The 19,130-nt window shown below is 70.8% G+C and carries 17 protein-coding genes; 5 read left to right on the plus strand and 12 right to left on the minus strand.

Going from position 1 to position 19,130, the window contains the following annotated elements; all coding sequences use genetic code 11:
• Positions 1 to 82 precede the first annotated feature (82 nt).
• The 5 genes from ftsH to dacB form a co-directional block, all read right to left on the minus strand.
• Positions 83 to 2,104: an ATP-dependent zinc metalloprotease FtsH gene (ftsH, locus tag ABZ939_RS18675; RefSeq protein ID WP_361855833.1), complete on the minus strand. Its 2,022-nt coding sequence runs from the start codon at positions 2,102 to 2,104 to the stop codon at positions 83 to 85.
• Between the two features lie 161 nt (positions 2,105 to 2,265).
• Positions 2,266 to 2,805, minus strand: coding sequence for a hypoxanthine phosphoribosyltransferase (gene hpt / locus ABZ939_RS18680; protein WP_132917781.1), 540 nt, complete (start codon positions 2,803 to 2,805; stop codon positions 2,266 to 2,268).
• Between the two features lie 41 nt (positions 2,806 to 2,846).
• Positions 2,847 to 3,863, minus strand: a complete 1,017-nt coding sequence (gene tilS / locus ABZ939_RS18685) for a tRNA lysidine(34) synthetase TilS (protein ID WP_361855836.1) — start codon at positions 3,861 to 3,863, stop codon at positions 2,847 to 2,849.
• Positions 3,864 to 4,059: 196 nt separating this feature from the next.
• Entirely contained in the window at positions 4,060 to 5,190 is a 1,131-nt protein-coding gene (locus ABZ939_RS18690) for a zinc-dependent metalloprotease (RefSeq protein WP_361855839.1), read from the minus strand.
• Between the two features lie 49 nt (positions 5,191 to 5,239).
• Positions 5,240 to 6,706: a D-alanyl-D-alanine carboxypeptidase/D-alanyl-D-alanine-endopeptidase gene (gene dacB, locus ABZ939_RS18695; RefSeq protein WP_361855842.1), complete on the minus strand. Its 1,467-nt coding sequence runs from the start codon at positions 6,704 to 6,706 to the stop codon at positions 5,240 to 5,242.
• 102 nt (positions 6,707 to 6,808) lie between these two features.
• Between dacB and ABZ939_RS18700 the strand changes: the two genes are divergently transcribed.
• Both ABZ939_RS18700 and ABZ939_RS18705 read left to right on the plus strand, forming a co-directional pair.
• On the plus strand, positions 6,809 to 7,303 hold the full coding sequence (locus ABZ939_RS18700) for an inorganic diphosphatase (RefSeq protein ID WP_019888410.1): 495 nt from the start codon (positions 6,809 to 6,811) through the stop codon (positions 7,301 to 7,303).
• Between the two features lie 128 nt (positions 7,304 to 7,431).
• A complete protein-coding gene (locus ABZ939_RS18705; protein WP_361856172.1) occupies positions 7,432 to 9,078 on the plus strand; it encodes a threonine/serine exporter family protein in 1,647 nt (548 codons plus the stop codon).
• A gap of 11 nt (positions 9,079 to 9,089) precedes the next feature.
• On the opposite strand, the gene ABZ939_RS18710 is transcribed toward ABZ939_RS18705, so the two are convergent.
• Complete coding sequence (locus ABZ939_RS18710; RefSeq protein ID WP_361855845.1) at positions 9,090 to 9,785, minus strand: VTT domain-containing protein; 696 nt, start codon at positions 9,783 to 9,785, stop codon at positions 9,090 to 9,092.
• Between the two features lie 158 nt (positions 9,786 to 9,943).
• On the opposite strand from ABZ939_RS18710, the gene ABZ939_RS18715 reads away from it, so the two are divergent.
• From ABZ939_RS18715 to ABZ939_RS18725, 3 genes are read left to right on the plus strand one after another with little or no spacing between them, the layout of a single operon-like run.
• On the plus strand, positions 9,944 to 10,312 hold the full coding sequence (locus ABZ939_RS18715; protein WP_361855848.1) for a YbjQ family protein: 369 nt from the start codon (positions 9,944 to 9,946) through the stop codon (positions 10,310 to 10,312).
• Positions 10,313 to 10,372: 60 nt separating this feature from the next.
• Positions 10,373 to 11,665 carry an ion channel protein gene (locus ABZ939_RS18720; protein WP_361855851.1) on the plus strand — a complete coding sequence of 431 codons (1,293 nt, stop codon included), beginning with the start codon at positions 10,373 to 10,375 and terminating at the stop codon, positions 11,663 to 11,665.
• Positions 11,666 to 11,687: 22 nt separating this feature from the next.
• Complete coding sequence (locus ABZ939_RS18725) at positions 11,688 to 13,100, plus strand: glutamate decarboxylase (RefSeq protein ID WP_361855853.1); 1,413 nt, start codon at positions 11,688 to 11,690, stop codon at positions 13,098 to 13,100.
• Positions 13,101 to 13,113: 13 nt separating this feature from the next.
• Here ABZ939_RS18725 and ABZ939_RS18730 read toward each other — a convergent pair whose 3' ends face one another.
• The 6 genes from ABZ939_RS18730 to ABZ939_RS18755 form a co-directional block, all read right to left on the minus strand.
• Entirely contained in the window at positions 13,114 to 14,160 is a 1,047-nt protein-coding gene (locus tag ABZ939_RS18730; protein WP_361855856.1) for a sialidase family protein, read from the minus strand.
• A gap of 313 nt (positions 14,161 to 14,473) precedes the next feature.
• The gene (locus ABZ939_RS18735) at positions 14,474 to 15,238 is read right to left on the minus strand and encodes an ABC transporter permease (protein ID WP_361855859.1); all 765 of its coding nucleotides are present in this window, start codon (positions 15,236 to 15,238) and stop codon (positions 14,474 to 14,476) included.
• Complete coding sequence (locus tag ABZ939_RS18740; protein ID WP_361855862.1) at positions 15,235 to 16,182, minus strand: ATP-binding cassette domain-containing protein; 948 nt, start codon at positions 16,180 to 16,182, stop codon at positions 15,235 to 15,237. Before ABZ939_RS18740 ends, ABZ939_RS18735 begins: the two co-directional genes overlap by 4 nt.
• 89 nt (positions 16,183 to 16,271) lie before the next feature.
• Positions 16,272 to 16,913, minus strand: coding sequence for a PadR family transcriptional regulator (locus ABZ939_RS18745; RefSeq protein WP_361855864.1), 642 nt, complete (start codon positions 16,911 to 16,913; stop codon positions 16,272 to 16,274).
• A 48-nt stretch (positions 16,914 to 16,961) separates the two neighbouring features.
• Positions 16,962 to 17,510, minus strand: coding sequence for a DinB family protein (locus tag ABZ939_RS18750; RefSeq protein WP_361855865.1), 549 nt, complete (start codon positions 17,508 to 17,510; stop codon positions 16,962 to 16,964).
• Positions 17,511 to 17,608: 98 nt separating this feature from the next.
• Positions 17,609 to 19,066 (minus strand): aldehyde dehydrogenase family protein, encoded by a 1,458-nt coding sequence (locus tag ABZ939_RS18755; RefSeq protein WP_361855868.1) that lies wholly within the window; start codon positions 19,064 to 19,066, stop codon positions 17,609 to 17,611.
• Positions 19,067 to 19,130: the final 64 nt, after the last annotated feature.

A 19,130-nucleotide genomic window follows, 5' to 3' on the forward strand; every position in this document is an offset into this window, starting at 1 on the left:
ATCTGAGCCATGGCGCGAAAAATGCCGCGCCCCCACAGGCTAGAACCTGTCGGGGCGCGGCATCCATTCCGGGGGGCGGAGGTCAGGCCTCCGGGGCCTCCTCGGGGGCGACCTCGATCGCCTTCGTGGTGTCCACCGTCGCGCTGCCGTTCGCGCCGTTCGTCAGTGCCAGCTCCTTGGGGGAGAGCACCGGCGGGCGGGTCGAGGGCGTGCGGCGGGAGGAGCCGGTCCACGCGGGGCGGGCCGGGCGCTTGACGATCGGGGCGAAGATCTCGGCGATCTCCTCCTTGCCCAGCGTCTCCTTCTCGAGGAGCTGCAGGACCAGGTTGTCGAGGACGTCACGGTTCTCGACGAGGATCTCCCACGCCTCGTTGTGCGCGGTCTCGATGAGCTTCTTGACCTCTTCGTCGACCAGCGCGGCGACCTCTTCCGAGTAGTCGCGCTGGTGCGCCATCTCACGGCCGAGGAACGGTTCGGTGTTGTCGCCACCGAACTTGATCGCGCCGAGCCGCTCGGTCATGCCGTACTGCGTGACCATCGCGCGTGCGGTGGCCGTGGCCTTCTCGATGTCGTTCGCCGCGCCCGTGGTCGGGTCGTGGAAGACCAGCTCCTCGGCCGCGCGCCCGCCCAGCATGTACGCCAGTTGGTCGAGCATCTCGTTGCGCGTGGTCGAGTACTTGTCCTCGTCCGGGAGCACCATCGTGTAGCCCAGGGCCCGGCCGCGGGACAGGATCGTGATCTTGTGGACCGGGTCGGAGTTCGGCGAGGCCGCCGCGACCAGGGCGTGACCGCCCTCGTGGTACGCGGTGATCTTCTTCTCCTTGTCCGACATGATCCGGGTCCGCTTCTGCGGGCCCGCGACCACACGGTCGATCGCCTCGTCCAGGGAGTGGTTGTCGATCAGCTTCTTGTCCGAGCGGGCGGTGAGCAGCGCCGCCTCGTTCAGGACGTTGGAGAGATCGGCACCGGTGAAGCCGGGGGTGCGGCGGGCGACGGCGCCGAGGTCGACGTCCGGGGCGACCGGCTTGCCCTTCTGGTGGACCTTGAGGATCTCCAGACGGCCCTGCATGTCCGGGCGGTCGACGGCGATCTGCCGGTCGAAGCGGCCGGGGCGCAGCAGCGCCGGGTCGAGGATGTCGGGCCGGTTCGTGGCGGCGATCAGGATGACGCCGCCCTTCACGTCGAAGCCGTCCATCTCGACGAGGAGCTGGTTGAGGGTCTGCTCGCGCTCGTCGTGGCCACCGCCGAGACCGGCACCGCGGTGACGGCCGACGGCGTCGATCTCGTCGACGAAGACGATCGCCGGGGCGTTCGCCTTGGCCTGCTCGAAGAGGTCGCGGACACGGGAGGCACCGACACCGACGAACATCTCGACGAAGTCGGAGCCGGAGATCGAGTAGAACGGCACGCCGGCCTCGCCCGCGACGGCGCGTGCGAGCAGGGTCTTGCCGGTTCCGGGCGGGCCGTAGAGCAGCACACCCTTGGGGATCTTGGCGCCGACGGCCTGGAACTTCGCCGGCTCCTGGAGGAACTCCTTGATCTCGTGGAGTTCCTCGACGGCCTCGTCGGAGCCCGCCACGTCGGCGAAGGTGGTCTTCGGGGTGTCCTTGGTGATCAGCTTGGCCTTGGACTTCCCGAAGTTCATGACTCGGGAGCCGCCGCCCTGCATCTGGTTCATCAGGAACAGGAAGACGACCACGATGAGGACGAACGGGAGCAGCGAGAGCAGCACCGACAGGAACGGGCTCTGCCGCTCCGGGGAGACGGTGTAGCCCTTGTCCAGGGCGCCGGAGGCGGCCTGGTCCTGGAGCGTGGTGGTCAGGTTGGCGCCCTGGTCACCGATGTAGCTGGCCTGGATCTTGGTGCTGCCGCCGTACTTGTCCTTGTCGGCGCCCTTCTTGAGCTCGACCTTGATGACCTGCTCGTCGCCGGTCGTCAGCTTGACCTGGTCGGCCTGCTTGTCGTTGATCGCCTGGACGACCCTGCTGGTGTCCACTGTCTTGTAGCCCTCGGACGAGCCGACGACCTGCATCAGCACGACCACGGCGAGGACGGCCAGCACGATCCACATGACCGGCCCACGGAAGTATCGCTTCACGTCCATCCATACGGAGCGAGAACGCTCCGTCCCTCCTGCCCGTAGGTAAATGCTGCTGTGAGAGCTGCTATGAGAAAAAGCTGTTCTTCGGAAGGTACCTCAGCACGGGGACCCGTGACCGCCTTCCCTTGCTCCAACGGCGGGAGGGCGGTACGGGTTCCCGTGCCTCAGCCGCCGTAGACGTGCGGCGCGAGAGTGCCGACGAAGGGGAGGTTGCGGTACTTCTCCGCGTAGTCGAGTCCGTACCCGACGACGAACTCGTTGGGGATGTCGAATCCGATCCACTTCACATCGATCGCGACCTTCGCGGCGTCCGGCTTGCGCAGGAGCGTGCAGACCTCGAGGGAGGCCGGCTCGCGCGAGCCGAGGTTGGACAGCAGCCACGACAGCGTCAGGCCGGAGTCGATGATGTCCTCGACGATCAGGACGTGCTTGCCCTTGATGTCGGTGTCGAGGTCCTTGAGGATCCGGACGACGCCGGAGGACTGGGTGCCGGCGCCGTAGGAGGAGACGGCCATCCAATCCATGGTGACGGGGGTGGACAGCGCGCGCGCCAGGTCCGCCATCACCATCACGGCGCCCTTGAGGACGCCGACGATGAGCAGGTCCTTGCCCGCGTACTCCGCGTCGATCTTCGCGGCCAGCTCGGCCAGCTTCGCGTCGATCTCTTCCTTGGTGATGAGCACCGACTTGAGGTCGGTGCCCATGTCCTTCTCGTTCACCCGGGTCACTTTCGTTGCAGCTTGCGTCAGCCTTGCCGAATGACCAGTCTGCCACCCTGCCGCCGTGCCTCGACGCGGCCGGGCAGATTGATGGCGCCTTGGCCGCGCCAGCCGGTGATCAGCCGGTCGACCTCTTCGATGTGGCGGGCGAAGAGGGAACCGGCGGGTGCGCCCTCGGCGATCATGGCGCGGCGCAGGATGCGGCGGCGGACGGCGGGCGGGAGCCCGAAGAGCTTGGCGCATTCGAGCCGGCCGGCCTCGTCGCGTACGGCGGTCTCGGCGTCGGCGGCCCAGGAGTCGAGGGCGTCGGCGTCGTCGCGGGAGAGCTGGGCCGTCCGGGCGAGGGCTTCGACGACGCCTTTGCCGAGCGCCTTCTCCAGGGCGGGGAGGCCTTCGTGGCGGAGCCGGGAGCGGGTGTAGGCGGGGTCCGCGTTGTGGGGGTCGTCCCAGACGGCCAGTTCCTGGGCGACGCAGGCCTTGCGGACGGTCTGCCGGTCGAGCTCCAGGAAGGGGCGGCGGTAGCGTCCGGCGGCGCCGGAGATGGCGGCCATGCCGGAGAGCGAGCGGATGCCGGAGCCTCGGGCGAGGCCGAGGAGGACGGTTTCAGCTTGGTCGTCGCGGGTGTGGCCGAGCAGCACGGCGGCGGCGGCGTGGCGTTCGGCGGCCTCGTCGAGGGCGGCGTAGCGGGCGTCGCGGGCGGCTGCCTCGGGCCCTCCTTCGCGGCCGACGGTGACGGTGACGGCTTCGACGGGGCCGAGTCCGAGCGCGGCCATGCGGCCGGCGACCTCGGTGGCGCGCTGGTCGGAGCCGTCCTGGAGGCCGTGGTCGACGGTGATGCCGCCGGCGCGGACGGGGAGTTTGCGGGCTTCGAAGGCGAGTGCGGAGGCGAGCGCCATGGAGTCGGCGCCGCCGGAGCAGGCGACGAGCACGAGTGGGTGCTGGTCGGGTGTCGCGGCGGGGTCTGTCTGATGCTCGGTGATGACGTCGTGGAGTACGCGGCGGACCGCCAGGCGTATCGCCGCGACCGCAGGATGGGGACCCATGTCCGGTGCCCTTCGTGATGGAGTGGGGTGCCTCGGTCGGAGTCTTAACGGTCGGAAGAGGGGGTTCGGTCACTCAGAGTGCGTCGATGGTGACAGAACCTGGCCGTTACCCGAGCATTGCACGCCCCACCCTTTGCCTAGGGTCCCTCGGATGGGTGATTGGAGGCGAGTTCTTCCGTCGTACGCCGCACCCGTCTCACGAGTCTGCCTTACGGTGCACCCTCGCGACCCAGTCCGCCGGTTCGGCGATCTCCGCCTTGGTGGGGAGTGTGTTCGGCGAGGTCCATACGCGGTTGAAGCCGTCCATGCCGACCTGGTCGACGACGGCCCGGACGAAGCGCTCTCCGTCGCGGTACTGGCGCAGTTTGGCGTCGAGGCCGAGGAGCTTGCGCAGGGCGAGGTCGAGTCGGGAGGCGCCGCGGGCGCGGCGCTGCTGGAACTTCTCGCGGATCTCGGCGACGGAGGGCACGACCTGGGGGCCGACGCCGTCCATGACGTAGTCGGCGTGGCCTTCGAGGAGGGACATGACGGCGGTGAGGCGGCCGAGGATCTCGCGCTGCTCAGGGGTCTGCACCAGTTCGACGAGTGAGGGGGCGGGCTCGCCCTCCTCGCCCTCGGGGCGGCCGCCGACGAAGGCCTGGGCGGCCTCGCGCAGTCGCTCGACGACGGTGGAGGGGTCGACCTCGGTGGCGCCGAGGAAGGACTGGATCTCGCCCTGGAGGTGGTCGCGGAGCCAGGGCACGGCGGTGAACTGGGTGCGGTGGGTCTCCTCGTGGAGGCAGACCCAGAGCCGGAAGTCGTGGGGGGCGACGGCGAGTTCGCGTTCGACGTGGACGATGTTGGGGGCGACGAGCAGGAGCCGGCCGCCGCCGTTGTCGCCGGCGGGGAGTTCGCGGGTGGCGGGGGCGAAGGTCTCGTACTGGCCGAGGATCCGGGAGGCGAGGAAGGACAGCAGCATGCCCAGCTCGACGCCGGTGACCTTGCCGCCCACGGCGCCCAGCATCGTCCCGCCGGGCGTGTTGGAGCGGCGCTCCTGCATCTTGTCGAGGAGCGGGGAGAGCAGTTCGCGGAAGCCGGCGACGTTGGCCCTGACCCAGCCGGCCCGGTCCACGACGAGGACGGGTGTGTCCCGTGGTTCGTGGCCTTCGGGGATCATCCGGGTGAAGGCCCTGACGTGTTCCTCGGACGCCTTGGCGTGGCGTCGGAGCTCCGCGACCACCTCGCGGGCCTCGTCACGGCTCACCTCGGGTCCCGGCCTCAGTAGGCGGGTCGCGGTCGCGACCGCGAGATTCCAGTCGACCATCTCGGCACCACCGATGCTCGTCATGCGTCAACCGTACGTTCTTGTCGCCTGTTCGGTGAGGGTTCGGACCTGTTCAGCCGAGGGGGGCGAGGGCGGCGGAGAGTCGGTCGAGGGCGGGCTGGGCCGTGTAGGGGGAGGGGGTTCGGCCGGCGAGGAAGGCGAAGGCGAGGAGTCGGCCGTCGGCGGTGACGACGGTTCCGGCGAGTGTGTTGACGCCCGTCAGGGTGCCGGTCTTGGCGCGGACGAGGCCGGCGCCGGTCGTGGCGGGTCCGGTGTCGAAGCGGCTCTTGAGGGTGCCGCTGAAGCCGCCGACGGGCAGGCCGGTGAGGACGGGGCGCAGGGCGGGTCGGGTGGGGTCGGCCGCCCGGGTGAGGAGGCCGGTGAGCAGGGCGGCGGAGATCCGGTCGTCGCGGGACAGGCCGCTGCCGTCGGCGAAGCGCGCCCCGGCGGTGGGCAGGCCGAGGCCTGCGAGTTCCGCCCGGACGGCCTTGCCGGCGCCGTCGAAGCTCGCGGGCTGCTTGCGGGCGAGGGCGGTCTGGCGGGCGAGGGCCTCGGCGAGGTCGTTGTCGCTGTGGGTGAGGGTGCGCTCGACGAGGGCGGAGAGCGGGGCGGATTCGGTACGGGCGAGGTGGGCGGCCTTCCGGTTCTCGGCGGCCTTGGGGTCCTCGGCGGCCTTCGGGTTCTCGGCGGCCTTGGGGTTCTTGGGGGCGCGGGCGGGGGTCGGGTCGCCCTGGACCTTCGTACCGGCCTTGTCGAGGAGCTCGGCGAAGGCGGTGGCGGTGTCCCCGGCCGGGTCGGCGGTGCGCGGGGCGGGTCCGCTGTCGGAGCCGTCCAGACGGCCCTCGTCCAGCATCAGGGCGCTGACGGGGGCGATGTTCTCGTTGGGGCCGATGGGGTGCCGGGCGGGACCCTGGTAGAGGCTCGTGTCGTAGGCGACCCGTACGTCGGTGACGCCCCGGGCCTTCAGGGCGCGGGCGGTGCCGTCGGCGAGGGTCTTGAGGCGGGCGCGGTCGAGCGTGGGATCGCCGCCGCCCACCAGGGTGACCGTGCGGCCGTCCGGAGAGGCGACGACGGTGGTGGGGATGCGGTGGTCGGGCCCGAGGGCCGAGAGGGCGGCGACCGATGTGGCGATCTTGATCGTGGAGGCCGGGGTCATCGGGGTCGTGGCGCCCTCCCCGTACAGCTGCTTCCCGGTGGTCGCGTCCACCACCGATGCGGTGCGCAGCGTGCCGAGGCCGGGGTCGGCGAGGAGCGGTACGAGGGTGGCGGCGAGGTCGCTCTCGCGGCTCGTGCCCGGCGCGCCGAGCGCGCGGAGCACTCCGGCGGCGCTGGGGGCGGGGGCGGGGCGCGGCGGGCCCGCGGGGGGCCGGGAATCCGCGTGATGTGCGCCACCTGTCGGGGCCGCGGCGGCCGCTCGGGCCCGCTCGGCCTTACGCTGACCGTTGTCCCACGGGCCGGCGGCGGTCACCGCTCCGGCGGCCAGGGCCAGACCGAGCACGGCAGCACCCGCCGTGACCTGCCACGTCCTCGGCTCCGGCATTGCTGACCAGCCCCTTTCGCGATCACACACAGGCGTGAGGGACACTTAATCACTGCGCGTTGCCGCAGGCATTCACATGTGTTGATTCAGGAGGAGCCACCCGTGGAGTTCGACGTCACCATCGAGATCCCGAAGGGGTCGCGGAACAAGTACGAGGTCGACCACGAGACCGGTCGCATCCGCCTGGACCGCCGCCTCTTCACCTCGACCAGCTACCCGGCCGACTACGGCTTCGTCGAGAACACCCTCGGCGAGGACGGTGACCCGCTGGACGCGCTGGTCATTCTGGACGAGCCGACCTTCCCCGGCTGCCTGATCAAGTGCCGCGCCATCGGCATGTTCCGCATGACGGACGAGGCCGGCGGCGACGACAAGCTGCTGTGCGTCCCCGCCTCGGACCCGCGCGTCGAGCACCTGCGCGACATCCACCACGTGTCGGAGTTCGACCGCCTGGAGATCCAGCACTTCTTCGAGGTCTACAAGGACCTGGAGCCGGGCAAGTCGGTCGAGGGCGCCAACTGGGTCGGCCGCGCCGAGGCCGAGGCCGAGATCGAGGCCTCCTACAAGCGCCTCGAGGCGCAGGGCGGCGCCCACTGAGTGGGCCCACGTTCGACGTCGTGACGGGCGGTGCACCTCTGCGGAGGGGCACCGCCCGTCTCGCGTGAGGCCGTATGGCCGTGCCCATACTGGGCAGACACGTGTGAATGGGAGTGAGGACGAAGAGAGTGGTCGCGGAGGCGGACGGACCGGAGGACCGGAAGCCGCAGTCGGACGAGGCGCGCAGCGCCTTCACTCCGCCGGCGGGCGTCGAGCAGCCGGTGGTGCCGGAGGAGGAGCATCCGACCTCCGAGTTCGCGCTTCCCGAGGGTCTGGAGCCCGAGCCGCCGGCCGAGCAGGAAGGTTCCGCCTTCGCGCCGCCGTCGACGTACTCGGCGAAGCAGTCGCCCCCCGCCTTCACACCCGCCCACGGCATCCCGCTGGTAAAGCTGCCGGCGGACGCGCCCTGGCAGGACCGGATGCGCACGATGCTGCGGCTGCCTGTCGGCGAACGGCCGGTGCCGGAGGCACAGCGCAAGGAGGACGAGGCCGGGCCCGCGGTGGGCCGTGTGCTCGACCTGACCCTGCGTATCGGTGAGCTGCTGCTCGCGGGCGGGGAGGGCGCGGAGGACGTCGAGGCCGCGATGTTCGCGATCTGCCGCTCGTACGGTCTCGACCGGTGCGAGCCGACCGTGACGTTCACGCTGCTGTCGATCACGTACCAGCCGTCGCTGGTGGACGATCCGATCACGGCGAACCGGACGGTACGGCGCCGGGGCACGGACTACACCCGGCTGGCCGCGGTCTACCAGCTGCTCGCCGACATCAACGCGGAGGAGCACGACGTCACGCCGGAGGAGGCGTACCGGCGCCTCGCGGAGATCCGCCGGAACCGGCACCCGTACCCCGGATGGGTGCTGACGACGGCGGCGGGTGTCCTGGCGGGCGCGGCCTCGGTGCTGCTCGGTGGCGGCGCGACGGTCTTCTTCGTGGCGGCGCTTGGCGCGGTGCTCGGGGACCGGCTGGCGTGGCTGTGCGCGGGGCGCGGGCTGCCGGAGTTCTACCAGTTCCTGGTGGCGGCGATGCCGCCGGCCGCGATGGGAGTGCTGCTGACGCTGCTGCACGCGGATCTGCGGCCCTCGGCGGTCATCACGGGTGGTCTGTTCGCGCTGATCCCGGGGCGGGCACTGGTGGCGGCCGTGCAGGACGGCCTGACCGGCTTCTACATCACGGCCTCGGCCCGGCTCCTGGAGGTCGGGTACTTCTTCGTGGCGATCGTGGTGGGCGTGCTGTCGGTGCTGTACGTGGCCGTGCAGTTCGACGCGCAGCTCAATCCGGAGGGGGTGCTCAGCGCGGTCGAGCGGCCGGTGGTGCAGATCCTGGCGTCGATGGTGCTGTGCGCGACCTTCGCGATCCTGTTGCAGCAGTCGCGGGACACGGTGTTGTTCGCGACGCTGAACGGCGGTGTGGCGTGGGTGATCTACGCGTCCATCGCGGTGACGGCGGACGGCTCCGCGGTGATGGCGACGGCGGTGGCGGCGGGCCTGGTGGGCCTGTTCGGGCAGCTGATCGCCCGGTACCACCACACCTCGTCCCTGCCGTACGTGACGGCGGCGATCGGGCCGCTGCTGCCCGGTTCGGCGACGTACTTCGGGGTGCTCTCGATCGCCCAGAACAACCTGGACCAGGGCTTCGCCAACCTGGCGAAGGCGGCGGCCCTGGCCCTGGCGATCGCGATCGGGGTGAACCTGGGAGGCGAGCTGGCCCGCCTCTTCATGCAGGCTCCGGGCGCGGCGGCGGCCCGCCGCGCGGCGAAGCGTACGAGGGGCTTCTGATCCCTTGAGTGCTACCGCTTGGCGTGGCGGCCGCGCTCGTTCGGGGTGTCGTGGTCGCCGTGGTCGCCCTTGGCGCGGGCGGCCTTCTTGGACTGGGAGCGGGCCCGGAGGTACTCGATCACGATCGGGATCACGGAGATCGCCACGATCAGGATGAGGATCGCCTCGATGTGCCGGTGCACGAAGTCGACCTTGCCGAGCGAGGCGCCCAGCAGGGTCACGCCGGCGCCCCACAGCACACCGCCGATGATGTTGAACGTGATGAACGAGCGGTAGTTCATGCGGCTGACACCGGCGATGATCGGCGTGAACGTCCGCACGATCGGTACGAAGCGGGCCAGGATCAGCGACTTCGGGCCGTGCTTCTCGAAGAACTCGTGCGCCTTCTCCACGTTCTCCTGCTTGAACAGCTTGGAGTCGGGGCGCTTGAAGAGGGCCGGGCCGACCTTGCGGCCGAAGAGGTAGCCGACCTGGTCGCCGATGATCGCGGCGAGGACGACCAGGGTGCAGACGAGCCACAGCGGCTGGTCCAGCTTGTTGGTGGTGACCAGCAGGCCGGTGGTGAAGAGCAGCGAGTCGCCGGGCAGGAAGAACCCGATGAGCAGGCCGGACTCGGCGAAGACGATGACGAGGACACCGATCAGGCCGAAGGTCTGGATCAAGTAATCCGGGTCCAGCCAGCTCGGTCCGAGGGCAAGCGTATTCACGGGTTCCGGGCTCCTGCAGTTGGTGGGGGCATGGGACGGCTGCCCCAAAGTATCAACGCTTTCTTACGGCCCCGGGTTCCACGGGGCCCTCCACCGGGCCCCTCCGGGGTGCGGGGGCGGGCGGGCGGGCCGAGGCTGGGGCCAGGAGGTGGATGCTGATGGGCATCGATGAGTACGGAGGCGGTCAGGGACCGCAGCCCGACGTGCTGGTGGTCACGACCAACGACGTTCCCGGCCACGAGGTCCGGCAGGTGCTCGGCGAGGTCTTCGGGCTGACGGTGCGCTCGCGGCATCTGGGCAGCCAGATCGGCGCCGGGCTGAAGTCGATGATCGGCGGGGAGCTGAAAGGCCTGACGAAGACCCTGGTGGAGACCCGTAACCAGGCGATGGAGCGGCTGATCGAGCAGGCGCGGGCGCGGGGTGCGAACGCGGTCCTGATGTTCCGGTTCGACGTGACGGAGGCGGCGGACGTGGGGACGGAGGTCTGCGCGTACGGCACGGCGGCGGTGATCGCTCCCCGGAGTTGAACGGGGAACACGCCCGAATCGCGGGGTGTTGTGCGGCATTTGCACACTTATGGTGGGCCGGTGGTCACTGATACCCCGTCGTCCGCGCCCCCGCCCCCCGTCCCCGAAACCCCTCTCCGGGTTCTGCTGCCGCAGATCCTGCCCGCCCTCGTGGTGGGGGTGGCGGCGAGCCTGCTCTTCCTCGGGATCGAACTGGTCGCCGAGGAGTTCCAGCACGTGCTGTGGGAGATCCTTCCGGACGCCCTGGGCATCGGCGGCTTCTCGTCCCTCTGGATGATCGTCATGCTCACCGCGACCGGAATCGCGGTCGGGCTCGTCGTCTGGAAGGTGCCCGGGCACGCGGGCGCCGACCCCGCCACCACCGATCTCGCGGGCGCCCCGATCGCGCCCGCCGTCGTCCCAGGGCTGCTCCTCGCGAGTGTTCTCGCGCTGGCCGGCGGGGTCAGCCTCGGCCCGGAGAACCCGATCATCGCGGCCAATGTCGCGCTGGCCTACTGGCTCGGCCGCAAGGCCCAGCCGGCCCTGCCCGGGGCGCTGTGGGTCTCGCTCGCCTCGGCCGCCACCATCGGCGCCCTCTTCGGCACGCCGGTGGCCGCCGCCCTGGTCATCTCCGAGGCCCTCGTCCACCAGCCGGGCGGCCGGGGCTCGTTGTGGGACCGGCTCTTCGCCCCGCTGGTCGCCGCCGGGGCGGGTTCGATGACCGCCTCCGTGCTTTCCGACCACACCTTCGACATGTCGCTGCCGCAGGTGACCGACCCGGGATGGAGCGATCTGCTCGCCGCGATGGTCGTCGCCACCCTCGCGGCCCTCTTCGGCCTCCTCGCCTGCTACGGCTTCCCCCATGTCCACCGCTTCTTCAAGCGGATGCGGCACCCGATGCTGATGCTGCCGGCCGGCGGCCTGGTCCTCGGTCTGCTGGGCGCGCTCGGCGGGCATCTGACGCTCTTCAAGGGCCTGGAGGAGGTCAAGGAGCTCACCTCGAACATCGGCGGGTGGTCGTCGGGCGAGCTGGCCCGAATGGCCGTGGTCAAGCTCGTCGCCCTGCTCGTCGCCGCCTCGTGCGGGTTCGTGGGCGGCCGGGTCTTCCCCGCCGTGTTCATCGGCGCCGCCTTCGGCCTGCTGGCCCAGGCCCTCGTCCCCGAGATCCACCCGGCCGTCGCCGTCTCCTCCGGCGTGCTCGGCGTCCTGCTCGCGACCACCCGGCAGGGCTGGGTGAGCCTCTTCGTCGCCGCCGTCATCTCCTCCTCGCCCGCGATCCTCGCGGTCCTCTGTCTGGCCTCCCTGCCCGCCTGGCTGGTCGTCACCGGCCGCCCCCAGCTCGAACTCGACGCGTCCGGCGCCTCTCTGCGCTGAGCACCCCCTGGAAGGAGTTCCCATGCCGCTGCACAAGGGTCCCCACGAGGCCGAGCCCGACCGGCGCCTCGCCCTCAACCCCTTCTACGGCGAGGCCAACCCCGTCGGCGGGATGACCGACGCGCCACCGCGCCACCGCCTCCCCGAGGGTCCGCTGCCGCCGATGAGCGCCTATCAGCTGGTCCACGACGAGCTGATGCTCGACGGCAACTCCCGGCTCAACCTCGCCACCTTCGTCACCACCTGGATGGAGCCCCAGGCCGGCGTCCTGATGGCCGAGTGCCGTGACAAGAACATGATCGACAAGGACGAGTACCCGCGCACCGCCGAACTGGAGCGCCGCTGCGTGGCCATGCTCGCCAACCTGTGGCATGCCCCGGACCCCTCGACGGCTGTCGGCTGCTCCACCACCGGCTCCAGCGAGGCGTGCATGCTCGCCGGCATGGCCCTCAAGCGTCGCTGGGCCAAGAAGAACGCCGATCGCTACCCGGCCGGCGCCCGGCCCAATCTGGTGATGGGCATCAACGTCCAGGTCTGCTGGGAGAAGTTCTGCACGTTCTGGGAGGTCGAGCCCCGGCTCGTGCCCATGGAGGGCGACCGCTTCCATCTGGACCCGCAGTCGGCCGCCGAACTCTGCGACGAGAACACCATCGGTGTGGTCGCCGTGCTCGGCTCGACCTTCGACGGCTCCTACGAGCCGGTCGCCGAGATCTGCGCCGCCCTCGACGCCCTCCAGGAACGGACCGGACTCGACATCCCCGTCCATGTGGACGGCGCCTCCGGCGCGATGGTCGCCCCGTTCGTGGACGAGGACCTGGTCTGGGACTTCCGGCTGCCCCGGGTCTCCTCGATCAACACCTCCGGTCACAAGTACGGACTCGTCTATCCGGGCGTCGGCTGGGCGCTGTGGCGCTCGCCCGCCGAGCTTCCCGAGGAACTCGTCTTCCGGGTCAACTACCTGGGCGGCGACATGCCCACCTTCGCCCTCAACTTCTCCCGGCCGGGCGCCCAGGTCGTCGCGCAGTACTACACGTTCCTGCGGCTCGGCCGGGAGGGCTACCGGGCGGTCCAGCAGACCACCCGGGACGTCGCCCGCGGAATCGCCGAACGGATCGAGGCCATGGGCGACTTCCGCCTGCTCACCCGCGGCGACCAGCTGCCCGTCTTCGCGTTCACCACCGCCTCCGACGTCACGCGTTTCGACGTCTTCGACGTCTCGCGCCGGCTGCGCGAACGCGGCTGGCTCGTACCGGCGTACACCTTCCCCGCCAACCGGGAGGACCTGTCCGTGCTGCGCGTGGTCTGCCGCAACGGCTTCTCGGCCGACCTGGCGGGGCTCCTGATCGAGGACATGAACCTGCTCCTGCCGGAGCTCCGGAGCCAGTCCGGCCCTGCCATCGGCGACAAGAAGGCCGCCACCTCCTTCCACCACTGAGCGCGAGGGACGCTCAAGGGGTCTCGCCCTCGCACCCCAGGCCGAACTCCGCCCACCGCTCGCCGTCGACGGATATGTCGTAGAGGCAGGCGGTGCCGTGGCGGAGCAGCCCGACGGGTGTACGGCGGGTGAAGCCGGAGCCCTCGCCCGAGGGGCGGAAGCTGCGGCCCCCGTCGACACTGACGTACTCCCGGTCCTCGGCGCCGATCAGCACCCGGCCGCCGGGGCCCGGCACGGGGAGCCCCAGGAGGGTGCGGGGCTCCACCATCGGCCCCGTCGTCCACATCCGCTCCCAGGTCCGGCCGCCGTCCAGCGAGCGGTGCAGCGCCCGCATCGGGTTCTTGACGGGCTCACCGCCCTTCAACTCCCCCATCTCCGCCGCGTAGACGGCGTCCGGGCCGACCGCGACCGCGGTGTGCCATCCCGGCTCGGCGGTCGGGCTCGGCAGCCGGCTCACCGACCAGCTGCGGCCCGCGTCCCGCGACACGGCGACGGCCGCCCGCCCCGAGAGCGGGTCGGTCCCCGAGGCCCACCACGAGCCGTCGGGCTCCGCGACCTCCGCCGGCCTCGGGTGCGCCCCGAGCAGCGGCCCCTTGGCGAGGGCCCGCCGCCGTCCGTCCTCCGGGGAGATCACGACCAGCCGCTCCCGGGCGCAGTCGTCCACGAAGGCCCCGGCGGGCTGCGCGCAGTCGGTGGTGAGCACGGCCCCGGCCGGTATCGCCGCGGCCGTGCCGACCGTCTTCAGGTCGCCCTCGCGCCAGTTCCGCCCGCCGTCCCGGGTGAACCAGGTCCGCCGCGCCTCCGGCTCGGCGCCGCCCTCCTCGATCAGGGCGCGCCCCGGCCCGACCACCACCAGGTGCGAGGAGACCCCCTCCGTCCCCCGGAGCTCGGGCAGCGGCGACTTCCGCAGCACCCAGCTCTTCGCGCCCCGGTCGAGCACGGCCACGTGCTGCCGGCAGAACCCGTTCTCCGGCACCTTCTCGTCCGTCACGCAGTCGGCCAGCAGGGCGAACCCGCTGCCGTCGGAGGCGAATCCAGGGGCGTGCGACCACCCGGGCAACTGCGGCGCGGACGGTATCCGCGGCGGCGGGACGACCGATGCGCCCGGACGCCCCGCACCTCCCGGAGACCCCGAAGCCCCCGAACCCGAACCCGCCGCCGAGCCCGCCGTCGAACCCGGACCCGCCGCCGAGCCCGGGGGCCGGGAGTCCGAAGACCCCGATGACCCCACACCCGTACAAGCCGTCAACACCAGCGCCACGACGGCGCCGGCCACTCCGTAGAGCCCGCGCATCGCCCGTCCCCCTGCCCTTCGCCCGGTCCGCGGTGAACCGTCTGCCTTAGTTACACCGCTCGACCGGTCGGGGTTCCCACTACGCGCTCAGCTTCCTGAACTTCCTTACGGCCAGCGGGAAGAAGACCGCGAGCAGCAGCAGCGGCCACACCACCGCCGCCATCACGTGCCCCGGCTCCCCGCCCGGGTTGCCGAAGAGGTCCCGTACCGCTGTCGCGGTCGCCGACATCGGGTTCCATTCGACGACCGTGCCCAGCCACCCCGGCATGGACTCGGGCGAGGCGAAGGCGTTCGAGAGGAAGCCGATCGGCCAGACCAGGATCTGCACGGCCTGCACCAGCTCCGCCCGGCCCGCGACGAGCGCGAGGTGGATGCCGATCCAGAGCATCGCGAAGCGCAGCAGGAGCAGCAGCCCGACGGCCCCGAGGAAGGCACCGAAGCCGCCGTGCGCCCGCCAGCCGATCGCGTACCCCACGCCGATCATCAGCAGCAGGCCGGCCGCGGACTGGAGCATGTCGGCGACTGAACGCCCCACGAGCACCGCTCCGTCGACCATCGGCATCGAGCGGAAGCGGTCGATCACTCCCTTGTTCAGGTCCTGGGTGACGGCGGTCATGGTGCCTTCGAGGCCGAAGACCATCGTCAGCGTGAGCATGCCGGGGACAAGGAAGTCGACGTACGCGCCGTCGATCCCCCGGCCGCCGCCGACGAGGTAGCCGAACATCAGCAGCATCATGATCGGGAAGACCAGCCCGACGACCACCTGGACCGGCTGCCGCGCCCAGTGGGCCAGCTCCCGCCGGGTCATGGTCCAGCAGTCGCTCATCACATACGCGGCGCTCATGCCGCCACCTCCTTCTCGCGCTCCGTCAGATGCAGGAAGACCTCGTCGAGGGTCGGCCGTCGCAGGGCGATGTCCTCCGCCTCGATCCCGGCCGCCTCCAGAGCCCGTACGGTCTCGGCCAGCGCGGCCATCCGGTCCGTCACCGGGGCGCTGACCCGCCGCCGGTCCGTGTCGACGTCGACCTCGGGCGCGGAGACCGGCAGCAGCCGCGCCGCCTCGGCCAGCCGCCGCCCGTCGCGCACCACGACGTCGATCCGGTCCCCGCCGACCTTGGCCTTCAGCTCGTCGGCCGTGCCGTCGGCGACGACCCGGCCACGGTCGACGACCGAGATCCGGTCGGCGAGCTGGTCGGCCTCCTCCAGGTACTGCGTGGTCAGCAGGACGGTCGTCCCGCCTCCGACGAGGGAGCGCACCGACTCCCACACCTCGCCCCGGCCGCGCGGGTCGAGTCCGGTCGTCGGCTCGTCGAGGAACAGCACGTCCGGCTCGGTGATCAGCGAGGCCGCGAGGTCGAGCCGGCGTCGCATCCCGCCGCTGTACTGCTTGACCGGCTTGCGGCCGGTGTCCGCGAGCCCGAACCGCTCCAGGAGTTCGTCGGCCCGCGCGCCGGCCCGCCGGGCGCCCAGGTGGTGGAGCCGCCCGAACATCTCCAGGTTCTGCCGGCCGCCCAGCTCCTCGTCTACGGCCGCGTGCTGACCGAGCAGCCCGATCCTGCGCCGCACGTCGGCCGCCTGCGTCCGGACGTCGAAGCCCGCGACCCGCACCAGGCCCTCGTCGTGCCGCAGCAGTGTGGCCAGGATCCGCACCGTCGTGGTCTTGCCCGCGCCGTTGGGGCCGAGCACCCCGTGCACCGTTCCGGCGCCGACGACCAGGTCCAGCCCGTCGAGCGCCTGCTTGTCCCCGTACCGTTTCCGCGCGCCCTCGACGACGATCGCGTCAGTCATCCGTCTCCTCCAGTCGAGCCTCTCGGCCCAGTAGTCAAATTTGACCACCGAGGGAAGGTATGCCCGCCGCTTCGATTAGTCAAACTTGATTAATCTTGAGATTCGTCCGGCGCGCCCGTCGCGTACGGGTTCTCCTCGCCCTCGGCGAGCACACCCACGAAGGGCTCCCCGCCCTCCCCCGCGAAGGAGTACGCACCCGCCTCGATCCGCTCGATCAGACCGAGGGTCCACTCCTTGCCGGCGTCCGCCGAGTGCACCCAGAGATGCATGATCTCGCCGATGTGTCCGAGCTGCTGCGGGCCGCCCTCCGGCGTGTAGTACTCGGTGACGGCGGTCCGCCACTCGTCGAGCGCCCGGAGCCGCTCGCGCAGCAGCCCCACGACCTCGGCCCGGGGGAGGTCCACGATGAACCCGATCCCCGCCGACAGGACGTCCATCTTCTGGTCGTACGTGGTCAGCGCCTCGCGCAGCAGCGCGAAGTACTCCTCCGTACCCTTCTCCGTCACCTCGTACTCGGTCCGCGGCGGGCCGCCCGCCGTGCTCGGCGCGATCTCGTACGCGTGCAGCAGACCTTGCTTGGCCATCTGCTTGAGCGCGTGGTAGATCGAGCCGGGCTTGGCGTTCGACCACTCGTGCGCGCCCCAGTACTCCAGGTCGTTGCGGACCTGGTAGCCGTGGGCCCGCCCGTGCTGGCGGACCGCGCCGAGAACAAGAAGCCGGATCGCAGACACCCTCGCACCTCCTAGTCAATTTTGACTAGGGTACGGCGGTTCTGCCTCTCAGCGGCCCTCCTCGCCCTCCTCCTGCGCGATCAGCGTGAAGGAGTCCTTGCCGTCCAGGGTTTCCCTGACGATGTCCGCGTGCCCGGCGTGCCGCCCCATCTCCTGGACCAGGTGGAGCAGCATCCAGCGCATCGAGACCCGTCCGTCCTTCGGGAACCAGGGGGCCGGGGGCAGCGGGAAGGTGTCGTCCAGGCTCGGCACGGACCGGACGAACTCCTCGGTCTCCTTCGCCACGCCGTCCCAGAAGTCCAGGGTCTCCGGCACGGTCTCACCGTCGACCAGCCGGAAGCCGTCACCCCAGGAGTCCTGGGAGCGCTGCTTCTCGTTCGGGCGCTGCTGGGCCAGCCGGAGCCAGGTCAGCTCCACCTCGGCGACGTGCTTGATCAGACCGGACAGGCTCAGCGAGCTGGCGCTGGGGCGGCTCGCCGCCTGCTCCTCGGTGAGGCCGAGGGCGGCGCGTCGGATCGCGGCCCGCTGGGCCTCGACGAAGTTGAGGAACGCTCCGCGCTCGTCACCCTGGGCCTCCGCGGGAACAAGAGCAACCATGAGATGTCCGCCTTCCGTGTAACGACTCGTGGATGCCGGGGAGTTGGTCCTCCTTCCGACACCCACCACGCTACGGAGCCTTGCGGACAGTTATGGTCCTAAAACGGGAACCGGCTCCGGCCGTGCTGGATCGAGATCCACTTCTGGGTCGTGAAGGCGTCGATCATGGCGTCGCCGTTCAGGCGGCCGATGCCCGAGTGCTTCTCGCCGCCGAACGGCACGATCGGCTCGTCGGCCACGGTGCCGTCGTTGATGTGGATCATGCCGGTGTGGATGCGCTGGGCGACCCGTACACCCCGCTCGATGTCACCGGTGTGGACGGCGCCGCTCAGGCCGTACGGCGTGTCGTTGGCGATCCGTACCGCCTCCTCCTCGCCGTCGAAGGGGATGATGAGCGCCACCGGGCCGAAGATCTCCTGGCTCAGCACGGGCGCGTCGGCCGCGAGGCCGGTCAGGACCGACGGGGAGACGACGTTGCCGTCCGCCGAGCCGTGCAGCAGGGCCGTCGCACCCCCCGCCACCGCCTGCTCGACGACGGACGAGACGGACTCCGCCTGCTGGGAATTGATGAGCGGGCCGATGTGCGTGGCGGGGTCGGCCGGGTCGCCGACACGCAGGGTCTTCACCTTGGCGACGAACTTCTCGGTGAACTCCGCCTCCAGGGTGCGGTCCACCAGGATCCGGTTGGCGGCCATGCACACCTGGCCCTGGTGCACGAAGCGGCTGAAGACGGCCGCGTCCACCGCGTAGTCGACGTCGGCGTCCTCGAGGACGATCAGCGCGCTGTTGCCGCCGAGTTCGAGGACGGCGTGCTTGAAGTTCTGCGCGCAGACGGTGGCGACATGGCGGCCGACCTTGTCGGAGCCGGTGAAGGAGATGACCTTCGGCACGGGGTGGGTCAGCAGCGCGTCGCCGATCTCCGCGATGTCGGTGACGACGACGTTCAGCAGCCCGGCCGGCAGACCGGCCTCCTCCAGGACCTTCGCGACGAGCGTGCCGCCGCAGATCGGGGTGTTCTGGTGCGGCTTGAGGACGACCGCGTTGCCGAGCGCGAGCGCCGGGGCGACCGACTTGATCGACAGCAGGAAGGGGAAGTTGAAGGGGGAGATGACGCCGACCACGCCGACCGGGAGGCGGTAGACGCGGTTCTCCTTGCCGTCGACCGGGGAGGGCAGGATCCGGCCCTCGGGGCGCAGCGCCAGCTGGATGGCCTCGCGCAGGAACTCCTTGGCGAGGTGCAGCTCGAAGGCCGCCTTCAGGCGGGTGCCGCCGAGTTCCGCGACGATCGTGTCGCCGATCTCCTGCTCGCGCTCCTCGACGATCCGCAGGGCGCGCTCGAAGACGAGTCGCCGGGTGTACGGGTTGGTCTCGGCCCACGCGCGCTGGGCGCGCTCGGCGGCGCGGTAGGCGCGGTCGACCTCGTCGGCGGTGGCGACGGTGATCGAGGCGAGCTTCTCCCCCGTGTAGGGGTTGAAGTCGATGATGTCCCACGAGCCGCTGCCGGGCTTCCACTCGCCGTCTATGTACTGGTGGGCCAGGTCGGTGAAGTAGGACATGTACGAGACCCCTTAACCCGCGGTGGCGGACACTGTGGCGACTGTGACATCTGTTTCCTGATGT

Origin of the sequence: Streptomyces sp. NPDC046712 (assembly GCF_040645695.1) — a bacterium.
GTDB lineage: Bacteria > Actinomycetota > Actinomycetes > Streptomycetales > Streptomycetaceae > Streptomyces.